The sequence below is a fragment of the Stenotrophomonas sp. 1278 genome, from assembly GCF_029892765.1.
Taxonomy (GTDB): domain Bacteria; phylum Pseudomonadota; class Gammaproteobacteria; order Xanthomonadales; family Xanthomonadaceae; genus Stenotrophomonas; species Stenotrophomonas indicatrix.
Genome location: NZ_JARXWD010000016.1, coordinates 23,830 through 43,530 on the forward strand (window position 1 = coordinate 23,830; position 19,701 = coordinate 43,530).

Consider the following 19,701-nt stretch of genomic DNA (forward strand, 5'->3'; position numbering starts at 1 on the left):
CCAGCCCTGATCCTGGGCCGTTACAGGGGAGCCTTCTCCATGCCCCCCGTTCAGGTTGTCGCCCGACCCATCGCTGGGCCGGGGCGGCATCCTACCTCATCGACGGCGAACAGACCAGCGGCCTGGGCCCTCGAGTGCAGATCCCGCCGAGGCGGGTCCTGCGTGATACGTGTCCGGCACGGAGCCGGACCATGAAGCAGGGACCGGCCGATGGCCGCCCCCTGCCCGATCGAGGTCCGGCCTGAGCCGGACCGGCCGATCAATCCTCGGCCTGCTCGGCGTCGGTCGACTCCACCACCACTTCCGGTGCTGCCACGGCCACGGCGGCTGCAGCTGCCGGGGTGCCGGCCAGGGTCTGCATTTCCGAGTCCGTCAGCCCGCTCGCATTGCGGCGGCGGTTGGCGTGGTAGGTCAGACCGGTACCGGCCGGAATCAGACGGCCGACGATCACGTTTTCCTTCAGGCCGCGCAGGTTGTCCTTGGTGCCGCGGACGGCAGCCTCGGTCAGCACGCGGGTGGTTTCCTGGAAGGAAGCAGCCGAGATGAACGATTCGGTAGCCAGCGATGCCTTGGTGATGCCCAGCAGGACCGGATCGAAACGAGCAATCAGCTCGTTGCGGGTGGTCAGGCGTGCATTTTCCTCGATGACGCGCTGGCGCTCGACCTGTTCGCCGTTCAGGAACTTGCTGCTGCCCTGATCGGTGATCTCGACCTTGCGCAGCATCTGGCGGGTGATCACCTCGATGTGCTTGTCGTTGATCTTCACGCCCTGCAGGCGGTACACGTCCTGGATTTCCTTGACCAGGTAGGCGGCCAGCGGCTCGACACCCAGCAGACGCAGGATGTCCTGCGGGCTCGGTTCGCCGTCGACGATGGTTTCGCCCTTGGTCACGTGCTCACCTTCGAACACGATGACCTGACGGTACTTCGGAATCAGCTCTTCGTGTTCCGAACCATCGGTGTCCTTGATGATCAGGCGCTGCTTGCCCTTGGTGTCCTTGCCGAAGCTGATGATGCCCGAACGCTCGGCCAGCACTGCCGGATCCTTCGGCTTGCGGGCTTCGAACAGATCGGCCACGCGCGGCAGACCACCGGTGATGTCGCGGGTCTTCGACGCTTCCTGCGGGATCTTGGCAACCACGTCACCCACGCCGACGGCAGCGCCGTCCTGCAGGTTGACGATCGAGCGCGGCGGCAGCAGGTACTGCGCCGGCAGGTCGGTGCCCGGAATCGACAGGTCGTTGCCCTTGCCATCGACGATGCGGACGATCGGGCGCAGATCCTTCGCCTGGGCGCCGCGGCGCTTCGGGTCGGTGATTTCGCGCGACGCCAGGCCGGTCAGCTCATCGGTCTTCTCGATGACGGTAATGCCGTCGACGAAGTCGATGAAGCGGATGAAACCGGCCACTTCCGAAACGATCGGATGGTTATGCGGATCCCAGTTGGCCACGGTCTGGCCAGCCTTGACCGCATCACCGTCCTTGGAGGTGATGGTCGCACCGTACGGCAGCTTGTAACGCTCACGCTCACGGCCGTGCGCATCGAGCACCGACATTTCACCCGAGCGCGACACCGCGACCAGCGAGCCGTTGGCATGGGCAACCGACTTGAGGTTGCTGAACTTGACCGAGCCGGTGGTCTTGACGGTGATGTTGTCGACCGCAGCAGCTCGCGATGCCGCACCACCGATGTGGAACGTACGCATCGTCAGCTGGGTACCCGGCTCACCGATGGACTGCGCGGCGATGACGCCGACCGCTTCACCGATGTTGACCAGGTGACCACGGGCCAGATCGCGGCCGTAGCAGCGAGCGCAGACGCCGAAGGCCGATTCGCAGGAGATCGTCGAGCGGACCTTGATGGTCTGCACGCTGGCCTCTTCAAGCTTGGCGACCCAGGCTTCGTCGAGCAGGGTGTTGCGGGTGACGATCGGATCTTCGTCGTTGCCCGGCAGGAACACGTCCTCGGCAACCACGCGACCCAGCACGCGATCCTTCAACGGCTCGACCACGTCGCCGCCTTCAACGATCGGGGTCATGATCAGGCCTTCGGTGGTACCGCAATCCACCTCGGTGATCACCACGTCCTGCGCCACGTCGACCAGACGACGGGTCAGGTAACCCGAGTTCGCGGTCTTCAGCGCGGTATCGGCCAGACCCTTACGGGCACCGTGGGTGGAGTTGAAGTACTCCTGCACGTTCAGGCCTTCGCGGAAGTTCGCCTTGATGGGCGTCTCGATGATCGAGCCATCGGGACGGGCCATCAGGCCACGCATGCCGGCCAGCTGACGGATCTGCGCCTGGCTGCCTCGTGCACCGGAGTCGGCCATGATGTACAGGGAGTTCATCGACTTCTGGTCGATGGTCTCGCCCTTGGCATTGATGACCTTCTCGGTACCGATGGTGTCCATCATCGCCTTGGCGATGCGCTCATTGGTGCGCGACCAGATGTCGACCACCTTGTTGTAGCGCTCGCCGGCGGTGACCAGGCCCGACTGGTACTGCTCCTGGATTTCCAGCACTTCGGCTTCGGCCTCGGTGAGGATGCCCTTCTTCTCGTCCGGGATCAGCATGTCGTCGATGCCGATCGAGACGCCGGCGCGGGTCGCGTAGGCGAAGCCGGTGTACATCAGCTTGTCGGCGAACACGACCGTGTCCTTCAGACCCAGCTGGCGGTAGCTGGAGTTGATCAGGCGGCTGATGTTCTTCTTGGTCAGCTCGGTGTTGGCCAGCGCGAACGGCAGGCCTTCCGGCAGGATTTCAGCCAGCAGGGCGCGACCGATGGTGGTATCCACGATCGAGGTCTTGCTCTGCTTGTTGCCTTCCTCGTCGGTCACCACCTCGGTGATGCGGACCTTGACGCGCGCGTGCAGTTCCACCACGCGGTTGTCGTAGGCGCGCTTGACTTCGGCGATGTTGGCGAAGGCCATGCCCTCGCCCTTCTTGTTTTCCAGCGAGCGGGTCATGTAGTACAGACCCAGCACGACGTCCTGCGACGGCACGATGATCGGCTCGCCGTTGGCCGGCGACAGGATGTTGTTGGTGGACATCATCAGCGCACGCGCTTCCAGCTGGGCTTCCAGCGAAAGCGGCACGTGGACGGCCATCTGGTCACCGTCGAAGTCGGCGTTGAACGCGGTGCAGACCAGCGGGTGCAGCTGGATGGCCTTGCCTTCGATCAGGACCGGCTCGAAGGCCTGGATGCCCAGACGATGCAGGGTCGGCGCACGGTTCAGCATCACCGGATGCTCGCGGATGACCTCTTCCAGGATGTCCCAGACTTCGGCTTCTTCGCGCTCGACCAGCTTCTTGGCGGCCTTGATGGTGGTGGCCAGGCCACGACGCTGCAGCTTGGCGAACACGAACGGCTTGAACAGTTCGAGCGCCATCTTCTTCGGCAGGCCGCACTGGTGCAGGCGCAGGTACGGACCGACCACGATGACCGAACGGCCCGAGTAGTCGACGCGCTTGCCGAGCAGGTTCTGGCGGAAACGACCCTGCTTGCCCTTGATCATGTCGGCCAGCGACTTCAGCGGGCGCTTGTTGGTGCCGGTGATGGCACGGCCGCGACGGCCGTTGTCCAGCAGCGCATCGACCGATTCCTGCAGCATGCGCTTTTCATTGCGCACGATGATGTCCGGCGCGCTCAGTTCGAGCAGGCGGCGCAGGCGGTTGTTGCGGTTGATGACACGGCGGTACAGGTCGTTCAGATCGGAGGTCGCGAAGCGGCCACCATCCAGCGGAACCAGCGGACGCAGGTCCGGCGGCAGCACCGGCAGGACGGTCATGACCATCCACTCCGGACGGTTGCCCGATTCCAGGAAGGCTTCGATCAGCTTGATGCGCTTGGTCAGTCGCTTCAGCTTGGTTTCCGAACCGGTGCTGGCGATCTCTTCGCGCAGGCGGGTCATTTCCGACTGCAGGTCGATGGTGCGCAGCAGCTCGTACACGGCCTCGGCGCCCATGGCGGCGTCGAAGTCGTCGCCATGCTCCTGGCGGGCCTGCAGGTACTGTTCTTCGGTCAGCAGCTGGCGGCGCTCCAGGGCGGTCAGGCCCGGCTCGGTCACCACGTAGGCTTCGAAGTACAGCACGCGCTCGATATCGCGCAGGGTCATGTCCAGCATCAGGCCGATGCGCGACGGCAGCGACTTCAGGAACCAGATGTGCGCGACCGGCGAGGCCAGGTCGATGTGGCCCATGCGCTCGCGACGCACCTTGGCCAGGGTCACTTCGGTGCCGCACTTCTCGCAGACCACGCCGCGGTGCTTCATGCGCTTGTACTTGCCGCACAGGCACTCGTAGTCCTTGACCGGTCCGAAGATGGCGGCGCAGAACAGGCCGTCACGTTCCGGCTTGAAGGTACGGTAGTTGATGGTTTCCGGCTTCTTCACTTCGCCGAAGGACCACGAACGGATAAGGTCCGGCGAAGCCAGCGCGATCTTGATCGCGTCGAAGTCCAGCGTCTGGCGCTGCTGGTTGAAGAGGTTGAGCAGGTCTTTCATGGTGTTCTCCAGAAGGAGGAATGCTGTGTCGATGGGCTTTCAGTTCACTGCCAGCGGCGCGGCGGCGGTGGCCGCCGCGCCGGCATGGATCAGTTGTCTTCCAGTTCCATGTTGATGGCCAGCGAGCGGATTTCCTTCACCAGGACGTTGAAGGATTCCGGCATGCCCGCGACCATCTCGTGCTCACCGTCGACGATGTTCTTGTACATCTGGTTGCGGCCCTGCACGTCATCGGACTTCACCGTCAGCATTTCCTGCAGGGTGTAGGCCGCGCCGTAGGCTTCCAGCGCCCAGACTTCCATTTCACCGAAGCGCTGGCCGCCGAACTGCGCTTTGCCGCCCAGCGGCTGCTGGGTGACGAGCGAGTACGGACCGGTCGAACGGGCGTGCATCTTGTCGTCGACCAGGTGGTTCAGCTTCAGGTAGTGCATGTAGCCAACGGTGGTGTGGCGATCGAAGGCTTCACCGGTGCGGCCGTCATACAGCTGGGTCTGGCCACTGCTCGGCAGGTCGGCCAGTTCCAGCATGCGCTTGATTTCCGCTTCGGTGGCACCGTCGAACACCGGCGTTGCCATCGGCACGCCGTCGAACAGGTTGCGGGCCAGGCGCAGCAGTTCCTCGTCGCTGAACTGCGAGAGGTCGACACGGTTGGCCACGTTGGTGTCATCGTGGTTGTAGATGTCGTCCAGGAACTTGCGCAGGTCGGCGACCGCGGCCTGGGCTTCCAGCATTGCCTGGATCTTGCGACCCAGACCCTTGGCTGCCCAGCCCAGGTGCACTTCCAGGATCTGCCCGATGTTCATACGCGACGGCACGCCCAGCGGGTTCAGCACGATGTCCACGGTTTCGCCCGAGGCCATGTACGGCATGTCCTCGACCGGCACCACGTTGGACACCACACCCTTGTTGCCGTGGCGGCCTGCCATCTTGTCGCCCGGCTGGATGCGGCGCTTCACTGCCAGGAACACCTTGACCATCTTCAGCACGCCCGGGGCGAGGTCGTCGCCAGCGGTGATCTTGCCGCGCTTGTCGGCGAAGCGACGCTCGAATTCCTTCTCGTGCGCCTGGATCTGCTTCTGTGCGCGCTCGATGGCTTCGGCGGCGTCCTCGTCCTTCATGCGCAGCACGAACCAGTCGGCCTTCTTCAGGCCATCCAGGTAGGCGTCGGAGATGACGTCGCCCTTCTTCAGGCCGGCGCCACCGTTGACCACCTTGCCGACGATCTGCGAACGCAGACGGGCATAGATGGCTGCTTCCAGGATGCGGAACTGGTCGTCGAAGTCCTTCTTGACGCGCTTGATTTCAGACTCTTCGATCTGACGGGCGCGCTTGTCCTTCTCGATGCCGTCGCGGGTGAAGACCTGCACGTCGATGACGGTGCCGTCCATGCCCGGGGGCACGCGCAGCGAGCTGTCCTTCACGTCCGAAGCCTTCTCGCCGAAGATCGCGCGCAGCAGCTTCTCTTCCGGGGTCAGCTGGCTTTCGCCCTTCGGGGTGACCTTGCCGACCATGATGTCGCCGGCGCGGACTTCGGCACCGATGTACACCACGCCGCTTTCGTCCAGGCGGTTCAGCGCCTGCTCGGAAACGTTCGGGATGTCGGCCGAGATTTCCTCCGGCCCCAGCTTGGTGTCACGCGCAACGCAGGTCAGCTCTTCGATGTGGATCGTGGTGTAGCGATCCTCTTCCACCACGCGCTCGGAGAGCAGGATGGAGTCTTCGAAGTTGTAGCCGTTCCACGGCATGAAGGCGATCAGCATGTTCTGGCCCAGGGCCAGTTCACCGATGTCGGTGGACGGACCATCGGCCAGCACGTCGCCACGCGCCACCACGTTGCCCACTTCCACCAGCGGACGCTGGTTGATGCAGGTGTTCTGGTTGGAGCGGGTGTACTTGATCAGGTTGTAGATGTCCACGCCGGCGTCGGACGCGTCGGTGATCTCGGCTTCATTGACCTTGACCACGATGCGGGCGGCGTCGATCTGCACGATCTCACCACCACGACGGGCGTTCACGGTCACGCCCGAGTCACGCGCCACGGCGCGCTCGATGCCGGTACCGACCAGCGGCTTCTGCGCACGCAGGGTCGGCACGGCCTGACGCTGCATGTTGGCGCCCATCAGTGCGCGGTTGGCGTCATCGTGCTCCAGGAACGGAACCAGCGCGGCCGCGATCGACACGGTCTGCATCGGCGAGACGTCCATGAAGTGGACTTCCGCCGGCGGCTTCAGCAGCGATTCGCCCTGGTAACGGCAGGGGACGAACTGCTCGGTCAGCACGCTGTTGGCATCGGTCAGGGCGTTGGCCTGGGCGATGACGTACTCGTTTTCTTCGATGGCCGACAGGAACTCGACTTCGTCGAAGACCTTGCCGTCCACGACCTTGCGGTACGGGGTCTCGAGGAAACCGTACTGGTTGGTGCGGGCGTACACGGCCAGCGAGTTGATCAGGCCAATGTTCGGGCCTTCCGGCGTTTCGATGGTGCAGACGCGGCCGTAATGGGTCGGGTGCACGTCGCGCACTTCGAAGCCGGCGCGCTCACGGGTCAGGCCGCCCGGGCCCAGGGCCGAGACGCGACGCTTGTGCGTGACTTCCGACAGCGGGTTGTTCTGATCCATGAACTGCGACAGCTGCGAGGAGCCGAAGAATTCCTTGATCGCCGCAGCCACCGGCTTGGCGTTGATCAGCTCCTGCGGGGTCAGGCCTTCCGACTCGGCCATCGACAGGCGTTCCTTAACCGCGCGCTCGACGCGGACCAGGCCCACGCGGAACACGTTCTCGGCCATTTCACCGACCGAACGCACGCGACGGTTGCCCAGGTGATCGATGTCATCGACCACGCCGCGACCGTTGCGGATCTCGGTCAGGACCTTGATCACGTCCAGGATGTCCGAGCTGTCGCCGTGGGCGGCAACCAGGCGCTTGGACTCTTCGTCGTTGCGCTCGCCGTAGTACTTGCGGTCGTACAGCACGGCTTCGCCGGTGGTTTCCTTGCGGCCCACGCGACGGTTGAACTTCATGCGGCCGACTGCGGACAGGTCGTAGCGCTCGAAAGTGAAGAACAGGTTGTGGAACAGGTTCTGCGCGGCATCCTTGGTCGGCGGCTCGCCCGGACGCATCATGCGGTAGATCTCGACCAGGGCTTCCAGCTGGGTCTTGGTCGGATCGATGCGCAGGGTGTTGGACAGGTACGGGCCACGATCCAGGTCGTTCACCCACAGGGTGCCCACGGCATCGACGCCGGCCTTGCGGAAGGCCTGCAGCTGTTCGTCGGTGATTTCGTCGTTGGCCTGGGCCAGCAGTTCGCCGGTGGAGGCATCGACCACGTCGTGCGACAGGATGCGGCCGACGATGTAGTCGTCCGGCACGGCCAGGGCGGCGATGCCCGAGGCTTCCAGCTGCTTGATGTGGCGCGCGGTGATGCGCTTGCCGGCTTCCACGATGACCTTGTCGCCGTCGGCGAGGTCGAAGCCCAGGGTTTCGCCGCGCAGGCGCTCGGGCACCAGCTCCAGCTGGACGCCTTCATCCGGGTTGATGTGGAAGGTGTTGATCTCGAAGAACTCGGCCAGCATCTCTTCGTTGCTGTAGCCAAGCGCACGCAGCAGGATCGACACCGGCAGCTTGCGGCGACGGTCGATACGGGTGAACAGCGCGTCCTTCGGGTCGAACTCGAAGTCCAGCCAGGAGCCGCGGTAAGGAATGATGCGGGCGCTGTACAGCAGCTTGCCCGAGCTGTGGGTCTTGCCACGGTCGTGGTCGAAGAACACGCCCGGCGAGCGGTGCAGCTGCGAGACGATGACGCGCTCGGTGCCGTTGACGATGAAGGTGCCGTTGTCGGTCATCAGCGGGATTTCGCCGAGGTAGACCTCCTGCTCCTTCACGTACTTGATGGCCTTGGTCGACGACTCGCGGTCGTAGATCACCAGGCGCACGGTCACGCGCAGCGGCGCACCGTAGCTCATGCCACGCTGACGGCACTCACGCTCGTCGAAGACCGGATCGCCCAGCTTGTAGCCGACGTATTCCAGGGCAGCATTGCCGCTGTAGCTGGCGATCGGGAAGACCGACTTCAGTGCAGCGTGCAGGCCGTGGTCCGTGCGCTTGGCCGGATCGACGTTTTCCTGCAGGAATTCACGGTAGGAATCCACCTGGATGGCGAGCAGGAACGGCACTTCGAGAATCGAACGCTGCTTGCCGAAATCCTTGCGGATACGCTTTTTTTCGGTGAACGAATAGGACGTCATGAGGTCTTCCACCTTGTTGTGCGAGTCGTGCGCCCACGACCCGAAGGGAACTTGAAATTGTCAGTTGGAAGTCGCTGGTATTGCCGGCACCAGCACGCCTTCTCCCGCTACTTCCAACTGCCAACTCGTCTGCATCCACTCCCCCGCCGCCGCGCGTTGCGCTGGCCGGCCAGGGTTTGACCGCAGCCCGTGTTGGGCTTTTTCACCGTATTTCCGTAGAACCGCGCCACGATTGGCCGGGCCTACAACAACGACCAAAGGCCGGGGGCTTACGCCCCCAGCCTTGGCTGCATCGCCGGATTTCGATGGCGACGCAATGGAAGTGCTTACTTGACTTCGACAGTCGCGCCAGCAGCTTCCAGGTCCTTCTTCATCTTCTCGGCTTCGTCCTTCGAAGCGTTGTCCTTCAGGACGCCGCCGGCTTCGGCCAGGTCCTTCGCTTCCTTCAGGCCCAGGCCGGTGATGGCGCGGACGGCCTTGATGACTTCGACCTTCTTGTCGCCAGCGGTCTTCAGGGTGACGACGAATTCGGTCTGCTCTTCAACGACGGCAGCCGGGCCAGCCACAGCAGCGGCGACCGGAGCAGCGGCGGAGACGCCGAACTTCTCTTCGATGGCCTTGACCAGCTCCATCACTTCCATCAGGGACTTCTCGGCGATGGCGTCGACGATCTGTTCGTTGGTAAGGGACATGATAATTACCTTTGGATGTTTTTCTGGATTGAGGTTCCGTCAGGAACCACGATTAGTCGAAACTCAGGCGGTCTCGGCGGCCGGTTCAGCAGCGTCGGCGGCGACGTCGCCACCATTCTGCTTGTCGCCGATTGCCTTGATGGCGCGGGCGAACATCGTGACCGGCTCGGTCAGGACGCGTGCCAGCATTGCCAGGGCCTGGTCGCGGGTCGGCAGCGAGGCCAACACGTCGACATGGCTTGCCGGGAACACTTCACCACCGATTGCGACGACCTTGGCCTTAAGCTTGTCGTTGCCCTTGGCGGCATCCTTGATCAGGCGACCGGCAGCACCGGGCTCCTCGAGCGAGAACGCGTACAGCAGCGGACCAACCATCTGGTCCTGTGCGACTGCGAACTCGGTGCCTTCAACGGCACGCGACGCCAGGGTGTTCTTGACAACTTTCAAGAAAACGCCGGTTTCACGAGCCTGCTTACGCATCGCGGTCATCTGAGCGACCGTGGTGCCAGCGTATTCGGCTGCGATCAAGGAGTGGGCCTTGGCGGCGATGTCTGCCAGCTCCGCGACTACTTCTTGCTTCTGGGACAGATTGAGAGCCATTGCACTCCTCCGATTGAACTCCGCTTACGGCTCCTGCCGTGTGCGGTCCTGTGCGGCATCCGTCCTGGACGCCGGGAACATCGGAATGATGTTCCGGGGGGTGGGCCGTTCTAGACCTGGAGTGGGCCAACCTGGGTAACCCCAGACGTGCGTGAACCAGAAAAACTCCAGAAGGGCACCATCTACGCAGGGTGATTCCGGGGAATCGATTAAGCGTTCGTGACTGCTCCGGCGGCGACTCCCTGCCAAATCGAGCTTCCGTGCCCGTCGCCGGCATGCCACGACCGCACCTGCGGTCTTTGACGGCTACCACCGGCGATGGGTTGCCGGCGATGCCTTCAAATGTCACGGTCGCGGGACCCGAGGGACCCGCGACCGCTTGAAACGATTACTTCAGGCTCAGCGACGACTGGTCGACGGTGACGCCCGGGCCCATCGTCGAGCTGACCGAAACCTTCTGCAGGTAGGTGCCCTTCGAGGTGGCCGGCTTGGCCTTGATCAGGTCCAGCAGCAGCGCGGTCAGGTTCGACTTCAGCGCGTCTTCGGCGAAGTCGGCCTTGCCGATGGTGCAGTGGATGATGCCGGCCTTGTCGGTGCGGTAACGCACCTGACCCGACTTGGCATTCTTCACAGCCTCACCCGGGTTCGGGGAGACGGTGCCGACCTTCGGGTTCGGCATCAGGCCGCGCGGGCCCAGCACGGTACCCAGCTTACCGACAACGCGCATTGCGTCCGGGGTCGCGATCACGACGTCGTAGTTCAGATCGCCGGCCTGCATCTTCTCGGCCAGGTCGTCCATACCGACGGCTTCGGCGCCAGCGGCCAGGGCTTCATCAGCCTTGGCACCGGCCGGAGCGAAGACAGCGACGCGGACCGACTTGCCGGTACCAGCCGGCAGCACGGTGGAGCCACGGACCTGCTGGTCGGACTTCTTCGCGTCGACGCCCAGGCGCACAGCAACGTCGATCGACTCGACGAACTTGGCCTTGGTGGCGGTCTTCAGGATGTTGATTGCGTCCTCGAAGGCGTATGCCTTGCCCGGAACGATAGCGGCCTTGATGGCCTTCTCACGCTTGGTCTGTGCCATCTTCTTAACCCTCCACCACGAGGCCCATGGAACGGGCAGAGCCAGCGATGGTACGCACGGCGGCGTCCAGGTCGGCGGCAGTCAGATCCGGTTCCTTCGCCTTGGCGATCTCTTCCAGCTGCTTACGGGTGACCTTGCCGACCTTCTCGGTGTTCGGGCGCTTGGAGCCCGACGAGATGCCAGCGGCCTTCTTCAGCAGGGTGGTGGCCGGAGTGCTCTTGGTGATGAAGGTGAACGTACGGTCCGAATAGGCCGTGATGATCACCGGAACCGGCAGACCCGGCTCGAGCTTCTGCGTGGCGGCATTGAAGGCCTTGCAGAATTCCATGATGTTCAGGCCGCGCTGACCCAGCGCAGGACCGACCGGCGGCGAGGGGTTGGCCTGACCGGCCTTCACCTGCAGCTTGATATAACCGACAACTTTCTTTGCCATGTGAGTACTCTCCGGGTGCTAGCGCCTTGCGACAACAGGCTCCCCATCGGACCGGGAATCACGCGTCCCGGCATCGCGTTTTGAAATCATGCCGAAGGCCACCTTTCGGTGGCCTCGTCCCGCCAGCCTCCCAACGGGAGCCGCGCAGCATATCAGGTTTTTTCTTCACATGCCTGAAGCGGCATATGAATGCAGATCAGACGGCCTTTTCGACCTGACCGAACTCAAGCTCGACCGGGGTGGCGCGACCGAAGATCAACACCGAGACGCGCAGACGGCTCTTCTCGTAATTGACCTCTTCGACGACACCATTGAAGTCGTTGAACGGCCCTTCGGTGACGCGGACCATCTGGCCCGGCTCGAACAGCACCTTCGGACGCGGCTTCTCGACGCCTTCCTGGACACGGTTCAGGATCGCCTCGGCCTCGGAGTCGGCGATAGGCAGCGGACGATCGGCGGTTCCGCCGATGAAGCCCATGACGCGCGGGGTTTCCTTGACCAGATGCCAGCTTTCGTTGTCGATGCGCGGAATACCGGCTTCTTCGTGAGTCTCGATCTGGACCAGCACGTAACCGGGGAAGAACTTGCGCTCGGAACGGCGCTTCTGGCCGGCGCGCATTTCGATCACTTCCTCGGTCGGAACCAGGACGTCGCCGAAGCGCTCTTCCATGCCGTCACGGACGATGCGATCGCGCAGAGCCTGCGCCACCGACTTCTCGAAGCCCGAATAGGCGTGAACGACGTACCAACGCTTCATGCATTTCTCCTTAGCGGCTCAGGAACCACTGAGTCAGTTTCTGGATGAGGAAGTCGAACCCGCCCAGCAGCAAGCTGAGAATCAGGACGACGACAATCACCACCCAGGTCATGCGAATGGCTTCCTGGCGGGTCGGCCAGACCACTTTACGCAGTTCAAAGCGCGACTCGGAGAGGAATTCGCGTGTGTCGCGCCCCTTGCCGGTCAGCATGAACACGCCGATACCGCCAACCAGGCCGACCACGACCGCCAACGCACGCAGCTGACCCGCCCACGCGCCCAGCTGGGCAGCGCGACCGGAGTCGGCGGAGAACCAGAACCAGACGAACAGACCTGCCAGCACCAGCAACGATGCGAGGACGTACTTGACGATATCCCCGCCTTGCGCGGAGGTGTCCTTGGAATGTTCGATCTTGCTATTCATCAGGCTGTGTCTGCTTTAGCGGCAGGGCCGCTCGGTAAGGTGGGCAGATGGCACGCCAGGAGGGACTCGAACCCCCAACCTGCGGTTTTGGAGACCGCTGCTCTGCCAATTGAGCTACTGGCGTACGTTGAAAACTTGCCTTCCCTTAGACGGCGAAGGCGGACCGAGGTTCCCGGCCCGCCACTCGCCAGACCGGCAGCGCTATGCGACCGCCGGCATGCAGGCTTACTCGAGGATGTTGGCAACCACGCCAGCACCGACGGTACGGCCACCTTCGCGGATTGCGAAGCGCAGGCCGGCGTCCATGGCGACCGGGTTGATCAGGGTGACAACCATCTTCACGTTGTCGCCCGGCATCACCATCTCGACGCCTTCCGGCAGCTCGACCGCACCGGTGATGTCGGTGGTACGGAAGTAGAACTGCGGACGGTAGCCCTTGAAGAACGGGGTGTGACGGCCGCCTTCGTCCTTCGACAGCACGTACACTTCGGCGTCGAACTTGGTGTGCGGCTTGATCGAACCCGGCTTGGCCAGAACCTGGCCACGCTCGACGTCGTCACGCTTGGTGCCGCGCAGCAGCAGACCGGCGTTGTCGCCTGCCTGGCCCTGGTCCAGCAGCTTGCGGAACATTTCCACGCCGGTCACGGTGGTTTTCTGCACCGGACGGATGCCGACGATTTCGATTTCTTCGCCAACCTTGATCACGCCGCGCTCGATACGACCGGTCACCACGGTGCCGCGGCCCGAGATCGAGAACACGTCTTCGACCGGCATCAGGAATGCCTTGTCGACGTCACGCTCCGGGGTCGGGATCCAGGTGTCCAGCGCCTCGACCAGCTTGATGACGGCCGGCACGCCGATGTCGCTCTGGTCGCCTTCCAGCGCCAGACGGGCCGAACCCGAGATGATCGGGGTGTCGTCGCCCGGGAAGTCGTACTTGCTCAGCAGCTCGCGGACTTCCATTTCGACCAGTTCCAGCAGCTCGGCATCGTCAACCATGTCGGCCTTGTTCAGGAACACGACGATGTACGGCACGCCGACCTGACGCGACAGCAGGATGTGCTCGCGGGTCTGCGGCATCGGGCCGTCAGCGGCCGAGCACACCAGGATCGCGCCGTCCATCTGGGCAGCACCGGTGATCATGTTCTTGACGTAGTCAGCATGGCCCGGGCAATCGACGTGGGCGTAGTGACGAACGGTGGATTCGTATTCGACGTGCGCGGTCGAGATCGTGATGCCACGTGCCTTTTCTTCCGGCGCAGCGTCGATCGCGGAGTAATCCTTGAACTCGCCACCAAAGCGCTCGGCACCGATCTTGGTCAGTGCGGCGGTCAGCGTGGTCTTGCCGTGGTCGACGTGACCGATGGTGCCGACATTGACGTGCGGCTTGGTGCGCTCGAACTTACCCTTGGCCATGGCTGCTTATCTCGAATTCGTCTGGTGTGGTGCTGAAGATGGTGCTCACAAAAGGAATCGAACCTTCGACCTCTTCCTTACCAAGGAAGTGCTCTACCGACTGAGCTATGTGAGCGAGTTTTGCATTATGGCATGAACTCGATAATATTCAAAGTTCATTCAATGGAGCGGGAGACGGGAATCGAACCCGCACCATCAGCTTGGAAGGCTGAGGTTCTACCATTGAACTACTCCCGCACCGGGAATGTGCCACAACGTGAAGCTGGTGGAGGGAGGTGGATTCGAACCACCGAAGGCGTAAGCCAGCAGATTTACAGTCTGCCCCCGTTGGCCGCTTGGGTATCCCTCCTTACCACCCCATTCCGTGCCGCCGAAGCGTTGCGGTGTGTGGTGGTGAGCCCGCAATTCTGGAGATGAAGCCGGGGTCTGTCAACGCTTTTTTTCACTTTTTTTCACGCGCGTCGCAAACCCCTTGATACGCAAGGGTCTGCTCAAGGCAGCGCGATTGTCTCGTCGGCAAAGATGGCCACATGGGCAACGCCATCGGCCCCGATCCAGCCCCGATACATGCCCTGGGTGTTGAACGGCGCTGCCGCTTTTCCATCTGCAGAGAGCACGATCGCCCCGCCGTCGCCGCCCATCTGCGGAATCGCGTCGTTGATCACGCCCTTGCCCGCCTGTTCCGGCGACTGACCGAGGTAGCGCATGCGCGCGCAGATCTCATGGGCTGCCGCGGTACGGATGTAGTACTCGCCCCAACCGGTACCCGACACCGCACAACGCGCATCGGCCCAGGTGCCGGCACCGATGATCGGCGAATCGCCGACACGTCCATAGCGCTTGTTGGTCATGCCGCCAGTGGAGGTGCCTGCAGCAAGATGCCCCTGTGCATCCAGGGCGACCGCACCGACCGTGCCGAAGTGCTTTGCGGTTTCCAGGTCGGCATGCGCCTGCCCGCTCGCTTCTTCCTTCAATGCACGCTGCAGCTGCCGCCAGCGCTTGTCGGTGCGGAAGTAGGAGGGGTCGACCAGGGTCACGCCCTGCTCGGTGGCGAAGGCTTCGGCGCCCTGCCCCACCATCATCACGTGCCTGGACTTCTGCATCACCGCCTGCGCGAGGAGGATCGGGTTGCGCACGCGCTGCACGCCGGCCACTGCTCCGGCCGCCTGGGTGGCACCGTCCATCACCGCCGCGTCCAGTTCATTGCGGCCTTCGTGGGTGAACACCGCGCCCTTGCCCGCGTTGAAGGTCGGATCATCCTCGAGCACGGTGATGGCCGCGGTGACCGCCGCCAGTGCCGGACGCCCGGCTGCAAGTTCGGCATGGCCCTTCAGCAATGCCGCCTTCAGCGCAGCGCGCGCGGCCTGTTCTTCTGCCGCGGAGAGATCCTTGCGCTCCACCCCGGCACCGCCGTGGATGACCAGCAGCGGTGATGCGGTGGGTGCGGCCTGGGCCAGCAGTGGCAGGGACAACAGCGCGGACAGCGCCAGGCGCAGTTTCATGGAAGCAGATCTCCAGCAGGACAAGGATTGGATTGCACGGTAGCGTCGGGCCACGCCTGGTGGAAGGCACAGCGCGGCGGCATCCGCCGGGCATGGCCCGGCGCTACCGGATCATTGGCGGACGACTTCAATCTCGCCATCGCTGATTTCAGCCAAAGCCTGGTAGGCCGCGTCGGCCTGCAGGTCGTCCAGGCGCATGCGACTGCCGCTGGCAACCACGGTGACCGGCACCGCATGGAAGCGCAGCGGTTCGCCTTCCACCAGCCGGTCGGCATCGCGTCCGGGGCTGACCACCCAGACCTTGCCTTCGCCGTCGGCACTGTAGACCTGGGCCTGGCCGTCAGGCTCCACGCACAGGGCCGTGTCTTCGTCGACGCCGATGCCGACCATGTCCGGGTCACCGCTGTCATGCGCGGCGCGGGCCACGAACACGATCAGGCGGCCGAGACGGTCGCGCTTGTCGAAGTGGGTGTCGGTGACCACCCGCTGCAGGTAGGGCAACTGCAGGAAGCCGCGGTCCAGGGTCACCGCCTCGCCCATCGGGTCGGCCATGGCGCTGGCCGAATCGATGCTGCCGCCGTCCAGCGCGCCATAGGCGTAGCCGCCGAGGATGGCCAGCCCGGCGCTGGTGCCGGCAATCGGCTTGCCGGCGCGCACGTGGGCATTCAGCGCGCGATTGAGCGCGGTGCCTTTCCAGAAGCGGATGTAGCGGGACTGATCGCCGCCGGCGATGAAGATCGCATCGGCCGCGGCCACGACCCGCAGCACGGCCGGGTCATCGGCGCCGCGGCGGTTGTCGAACACCAGGGTCTGCACGGCGGTGGTGCCGCCAATCTCCCGGTACAGACGGTCCTGCAGCTCATCGGTGCCGGAGGCGCGCAGGATCAGCACACGGCCATTGCCGGCCTGGCGCAGCCACCACTGGAAGGCTTCAGGCACCCATTCGCCACCGCCCATCAGCATCATCGCGGGGGCTCGCGGGCGAGGCCGCGGTGCATCCAGATCGCCCACTTCGTAGTAGGCGAAGCCCGGGTCCATCAGTTCCTGTGCCGCCGCTGGCGATGACCAGAAGAGCGCCGACAGCAGCAAGGCGATGAGCGGGCCACGCAGCCCGTAGCGAAGGCGTCGCATTTTGATCTCCCTGAACAAAAACGACCTGCAACCGTTTTCACTCTTTGCCAGACATATCCCCAGTAGTCAAGGACATGAAAAAGGCGTTAAATGCGCGCGCCCATTCCTGAAATGTGAATGGGGGACAGGGCCCCTCCTCTGTGGGCCGGCATTACTTCCGAGAATTTCTCATGCGTAGACAGGCGATGGCGTGGTCGATCCAGCTGGCGTTGATGGGCGTTGCTGCTTCGGCGGCGGCACAGACTCCCGCTTCCTCTTCGGTACAACAGCTGGATGCGGTGCAGGTGACCGGCTCACGCATCCCGCGCGCCCAGGTGGAAGGACCGGCGCCGATCACTGTCATCAACGCAGAGCAGATCCGCTCCAGCGGCTTCACCACCGTGCCGGACGTGCTGCGCGCGATGACCCAGAACGGCGGTGAGACGCAGAGCCAGCAGTCCTCCGGCGGGGCCGATTTCTCGCCGGGTGCGCAGCAGGTCGACCTGCGCGGGTTGGGCCCGAACCACACCCTGGTGCTGGTCAACGGCCGTCGCATCGCCGACTTCCCGATGCCGTTCAAGGGCCGCAGCAACTTCACCGATGTGTCCAACATTCCGCTGGGCATGATCGACCGCATTGAAGTGCTGACCGGCAGCGCGTCGGCGATCTACGGCTCGGATGCAATCGCCGGCGTGGTCAATTTCATCCTGAAGAAGAAGGCCGATGGCACCACCATCGACATGCGCATGGGCACCACCACCGAAGGCGGTGGTGAGTCGTTCGACATGAGCCTGGCCAGCGGCTTCAGCAGCGGCAACTTCAACGCGGTGTACAGCGTCGAACTGCAGTCGCAGACGCCGCTGTGGGCCTACGACCGCGACATCCAGGACTCGACGCAGGACGGCCCGACCGAAGGCGCGCGCATCGCCCGTCGTTCCTACCTGCGCACCGATTACAACGATGACTACCTGGACCCGGGCGCGGCGACCTGCGAGGCGTTGGCCGGGCAGAACCAGGGCAGCACCTACCGCGCGTTCCGTCCGCGCTACGGCTACTACTGCGGCAGCGACAGCTCGATCGGCTACGGCACGATCCTCAGCAAGCGCCGCGGCGCCAACGGCTATGCCTCGCTCAGCTACGACTTCGACAACGGTCAGCAGTGGTTCGCCGACGTGCAGCTGGGCTACCACACGATGTCACTGATGCGCGATGTCACCAAGTGGGGCCGCATGGCCGCCGACGGCGATGAGTCGGGTTACTTCAACAATGAAGCCACCGGCGAGATCGAGTTCTGGCAGCGCCAGTTCTCGCCCGAGGAAATGGGCGGGCTGGACAATGCGATGGTGCGCAGCACGCAGAAGACCTTCAGCGTGACCACCGGCTTCAAGGGCAACCTGACGGGCAAGTGGGACTACGAAGCAGCACTGAGCCATTCGCAGTACCAGTCGCGGATCAGCTGGGCGCAGATCATCGCATCCAAGGCCAACGACCTGTTCCTGGGCCCGCAGCTGGGCGAGGACGAGGACGGCTTCCCGATCTACAACGCCGATCCGTCGCGCCTGTACCGGCCGCTGACCCGTGCCGAGTACGATTCGATCGCCGCACGCACCACCTATACGCCGAAGTCGCGCACCGAGACGGCTGCGTTGACCCTGACCAATGGGTCGCTGTTCACCCTGCCCGGTGGCGATGCCGGCTTTGCCGCGACGGTGGAAGTGGGCCAGCAGGCCTACGCGCTCAACCCGGACCCGCTGGCGACCGACTATTACTACTACAGCTGGAAGGATTCGGACGGCAAGGGCTCGCGCAACCGCTGGGCGACTGCCGCCGAGCTGCGCATGCCGCTGCATGAGACGGTCAACCTGAGCGTGGCCGGCCGTTACGACCAGTATCGCTATTCGGGCCACACCATCGGCAAGGCGACCTGGAGCGGCGGCCTGGAATGGCGCCCGATCGACACGCTGCTGGTGCGCGGCTCGTACGGCACCGCGTTCCGTGCGCCGGACCTGCACTATGTGTTCGCCGGCCCGGGCAACGACGAGACCAGCGCGGAAGATCTGTACAACTGCCGCGCCGACGCCGCCGATGATTGCGCCGATTACGAGCGCAACGTGATCCGCAGCCGCAGTGGCAACCGCGAGCTGGAACCGGAAACCAGCACCTCCTGGAGCGCGGGCTTCGTGTGGTCGCCGGCCACCGGCCTGGACCTGTCGGCCGACTGGTTCAACATCGACATGCGCGACCAGGTGCAGGACATGGACGTGCGTACGATCCTGGCCAGCGAAGCAAACTGCCGCCTGGGCAGCGCCGACATCGGTTCGCCGACCTGCGTGGATGCCCTGGCCCGCATCACCCGCACCGCCGACGGCCGTCTGTACGGTGTGCACGTCAATCCGATCAACGTGGCGCGCGAGTCCACCTCCGGCATCGACGTCGGCCTGCGCTACCGCCTGCAGACCGGCATCGGCGACTTCATCTTCAATGGCACCCACACCTGGGTGAAGAAGCATGACTTCCAGCGCTATGCCGGCGATGTGACCGAAGACCAGTTCGCGATCAACAGCGGCTTCGATATTCCCCGCACCAAGACCAGCGTCAGCGTGACCTGGGAAAAGGACGCCTGGTCGGCCACCGTGTACGGCTCGCGCCTGGGCAAGCTGCCGACCTCGGACAGCTACGACCAGGTGTTCGACGAGGAAAGCGGCGACAGCCCGTGGATCAAGGCGACCTACCGCTACAACGCTTCGCTGCAGTACCGCTTCGACGATCACTCGCGGTTGTCGCTGTCGGTGGTCAATGTGTTCAACAAGATGCCGCCGAAGGACAAGACCTATACGGCGTACCCGTACTACGACGTGTCCTGGTTCGACAGCGTCGGCCGTACCATCAACCTGCAGTACACCCACAAGTTCGGTGGCAGCGCGCTGTAAGGACG

General features: G+C 63.9%; 12 protein-coding genes and 4 tRNA genes. 1 reads left to right on the top strand and 15 read right to left on the bottom strand.

The genetic code is table 11. The annotated features are described in order from the left end of the window. Positions 1 to 259 precede the first annotated feature (259 nt). The 15 genes from rpoC to M2299_RS14130 form a co-directional block, all read right to left on the bottom strand. Positions 260 to 4,501 (bottom strand): DNA-directed RNA polymerase subunit beta', encoded by a 4,242-nt coding sequence (gene rpoC, locus M2299_RS14060; RefSeq protein WP_025879345.1) that lies wholly within the window; start codon positions 4,499 to 4,501, stop codon positions 260 to 262. A gap of 89 nt (positions 4,502 to 4,590) precedes the next feature. After that, positions 4,591 to 8,745, bottom strand: a complete 4,155-nt coding sequence (rpoB, locus tag M2299_RS14065) for a DNA-directed RNA polymerase subunit beta (protein ID WP_025879346.1) — start codon at positions 8,743 to 8,745, stop codon at positions 4,591 to 4,593. Between the two features lie 326 nt (positions 8,746 to 9,071). Then, positions 9,072 to 9,437 (bottom strand): 50S ribosomal protein L7/L12, encoded by a 366-nt coding sequence (gene rplL, locus M2299_RS14070; RefSeq protein WP_025879347.1) that lies wholly within the window; start codon positions 9,435 to 9,437, stop codon positions 9,072 to 9,074. 63 nt (positions 9,438 to 9,500) lie between these two features. Beyond that, the gene (gene rplJ, locus M2299_RS14075; RefSeq protein ID WP_025879348.1) at positions 9,501 to 10,037 is read right to left on the bottom strand and encodes a 50S ribosomal protein L10; all 537 of its coding nucleotides are present in this window, start codon (positions 10,035 to 10,037) and stop codon (positions 9,501 to 9,503) included. Positions 10,038 to 10,425: 388 nt separating this feature from the next. Further along, positions 10,426 to 11,124 (bottom strand): 50S ribosomal protein L1, encoded by a 699-nt coding sequence (gene rplA / locus M2299_RS14080; protein ID WP_025879349.1) that lies wholly within the window; start codon positions 11,122 to 11,124, stop codon positions 10,426 to 10,428. Positions 11,125 to 11,128: 4 nt separating this feature from the next. After that, entirely contained in the window at positions 11,129 to 11,557 is a 429-nt protein-coding gene (gene rplK, locus M2299_RS14085) for a 50S ribosomal protein L11 (RefSeq protein WP_004145248.1), read from the bottom strand. Positions 11,558 to 11,753: 196 nt separating this feature from the next. Next, positions 11,754 to 12,314, bottom strand: coding sequence for a transcription termination/antitermination protein NusG (gene nusG, locus M2299_RS14090; protein WP_025879350.1), 561 nt, complete (start codon positions 12,312 to 12,314; stop codon positions 11,754 to 11,756). 10 nt (positions 12,315 to 12,324) lie between these two features. Next, the gene (gene secE / locus M2299_RS14095; RefSeq protein ID WP_099841962.1) at positions 12,325 to 12,738 is read right to left on the bottom strand and encodes a preprotein translocase subunit SecE; all 414 of its coding nucleotides are present in this window, start codon (positions 12,736 to 12,738) and stop codon (positions 12,325 to 12,327) included. A gap of 48 nt (positions 12,739 to 12,786) precedes the next feature. Continuing rightward, positions 12,787 to 12,862 (bottom strand) — tRNA-Trp (locus tag M2299_RS14100). Between the two features lie 101 nt (positions 12,863 to 12,963). Next, on the bottom strand, positions 12,964 to 14,154 hold the full coding sequence (gene tuf / locus M2299_RS14105; protein WP_032977440.1) for an elongation factor Tu: 1,191 nt from the start codon (positions 14,152 to 14,154) through the stop codon (positions 12,964 to 12,966). A gap of 39 nt (positions 14,155 to 14,193) precedes the next feature. Continuing rightward, a tRNA-Thr gene (locus M2299_RS14110) sits at positions 14,194 to 14,269 on the bottom strand. A 48-nt stretch (positions 14,270 to 14,317) separates the two neighbouring features. Beyond that, positions 14,318 to 14,391 (bottom strand) — tRNA-Gly (locus M2299_RS14115). 26 nt (positions 14,392 to 14,417) lie between these two features. After that, positions 14,418 to 14,503, bottom strand: a tRNA-Tyr gene (locus tag M2299_RS14120). A 142-nt stretch (positions 14,504 to 14,645) separates the two neighbouring features. After that, positions 14,646 to 15,656 (bottom strand): isoaspartyl peptidase/L-asparaginase, encoded by a 1,011-nt coding sequence (locus tag M2299_RS14125; protein ID WP_280884553.1) that lies wholly within the window; start codon positions 15,654 to 15,656, stop codon positions 14,646 to 14,648. 111 nt (positions 15,657 to 15,767) lie between these two features. Continuing rightward, positions 15,768 to 16,787, bottom strand: coding sequence for a cyanophycinase (locus M2299_RS14130; protein WP_280884554.1), 1,020 nt, complete (start codon positions 16,785 to 16,787; stop codon positions 15,768 to 15,770). A gap of 170 nt (positions 16,788 to 16,957) precedes the next feature. On the opposite strand from M2299_RS14130, the gene M2299_RS14135 reads away from it, so the two are divergent. Next, positions 16,958 to 19,696, top strand: a complete 2,739-nt coding sequence (locus M2299_RS14135) for a TonB-dependent receptor (protein WP_280884555.1) — start codon at positions 16,958 to 16,960, stop codon at positions 19,694 to 19,696. Positions 19,697 to 19,701 lie beyond the last annotated feature (5 nt).

What these genes read in the sequence shown, in the direction of transcription:
- tuf (WP_032977440.1), bottom strand. Translation starts at nt 14,154, where the DNA reads ATGGCCAAGGGTAAGTTCGAGCGCACCAAGCCGCACGTCAATGTCGGC.
- M2299_RS14135 (WP_280884555.1), top strand. Translation starts at nt 16,958, where the DNA reads ATGCGTAGACAGGCGATGGCGTGGTCGATCCAGCTGGCGTTGATGGGC.
- rplJ (WP_025879348.1), bottom strand. Translation starts at nt 10,037, where the DNA reads ATGGCTCTCAATCTGTCCCAGAAGCAAGAAGTAGTCGCGGAGCTGGCA.
- nusG (WP_025879350.1), bottom strand. Translation starts at nt 12,314, where the DNA reads ATGAAGCGTTGGTACGTCGTTCACGCCTATTCGGGCTTCGAGAAGTCG.
- rplA (WP_025879349.1), bottom strand. Translation starts at nt 11,124, where the DNA reads ATGGCACAGACCAAGCGTGAGAAGGCCATCAAGGCCGCTATCGTTCCG.
- rplL (WP_025879347.1), bottom strand. Translation starts at nt 9,437, where the DNA reads ATGTCCCTTACCAACGAACAGATCGTCGACGCCATCGCCGAGAAGTCC.
- rpoB (WP_025879346.1), bottom strand. Translation starts at nt 8,745, where the DNA reads ATGACGTCCTATTCGTTCACCGAAAAAAAGCGTATCCGCAAGGATTTC.
- secE (WP_099841962.1), bottom strand. Translation starts at nt 12,738, where the DNA reads ATGAATAGCAAGATCGAACATTCCAAGGACACCTCCGCGCAAGGCGGG.
- rplK (WP_004145248.1), bottom strand. Translation starts at nt 11,557, where the DNA reads ATGGCAAAGAAAGTTGTCGGTTATATCAAGCTGCAGGTGAAGGCCGGT.
- M2299_RS14125 (WP_280884553.1), bottom strand. Translation starts at nt 15,656, where the DNA reads ATGAAACTGCGCCTGGCGCTGTCCGCGCTGTTGTCCCTGCCACTGCTG.
- rpoC (WP_025879345.1), bottom strand. Translation starts at nt 4,501, where the DNA reads ATGAAAGACCTGCTCAACCTCTTCAACCAGCAGCGCCAGACGCTGGAC.
- M2299_RS14130 (WP_280884554.1), bottom strand. Translation starts at nt 16,787, where the DNA reads ATGCGACGCCTTCGCTACGGGCTGCGTGGCCCGCTCATCGCCTTGCTG.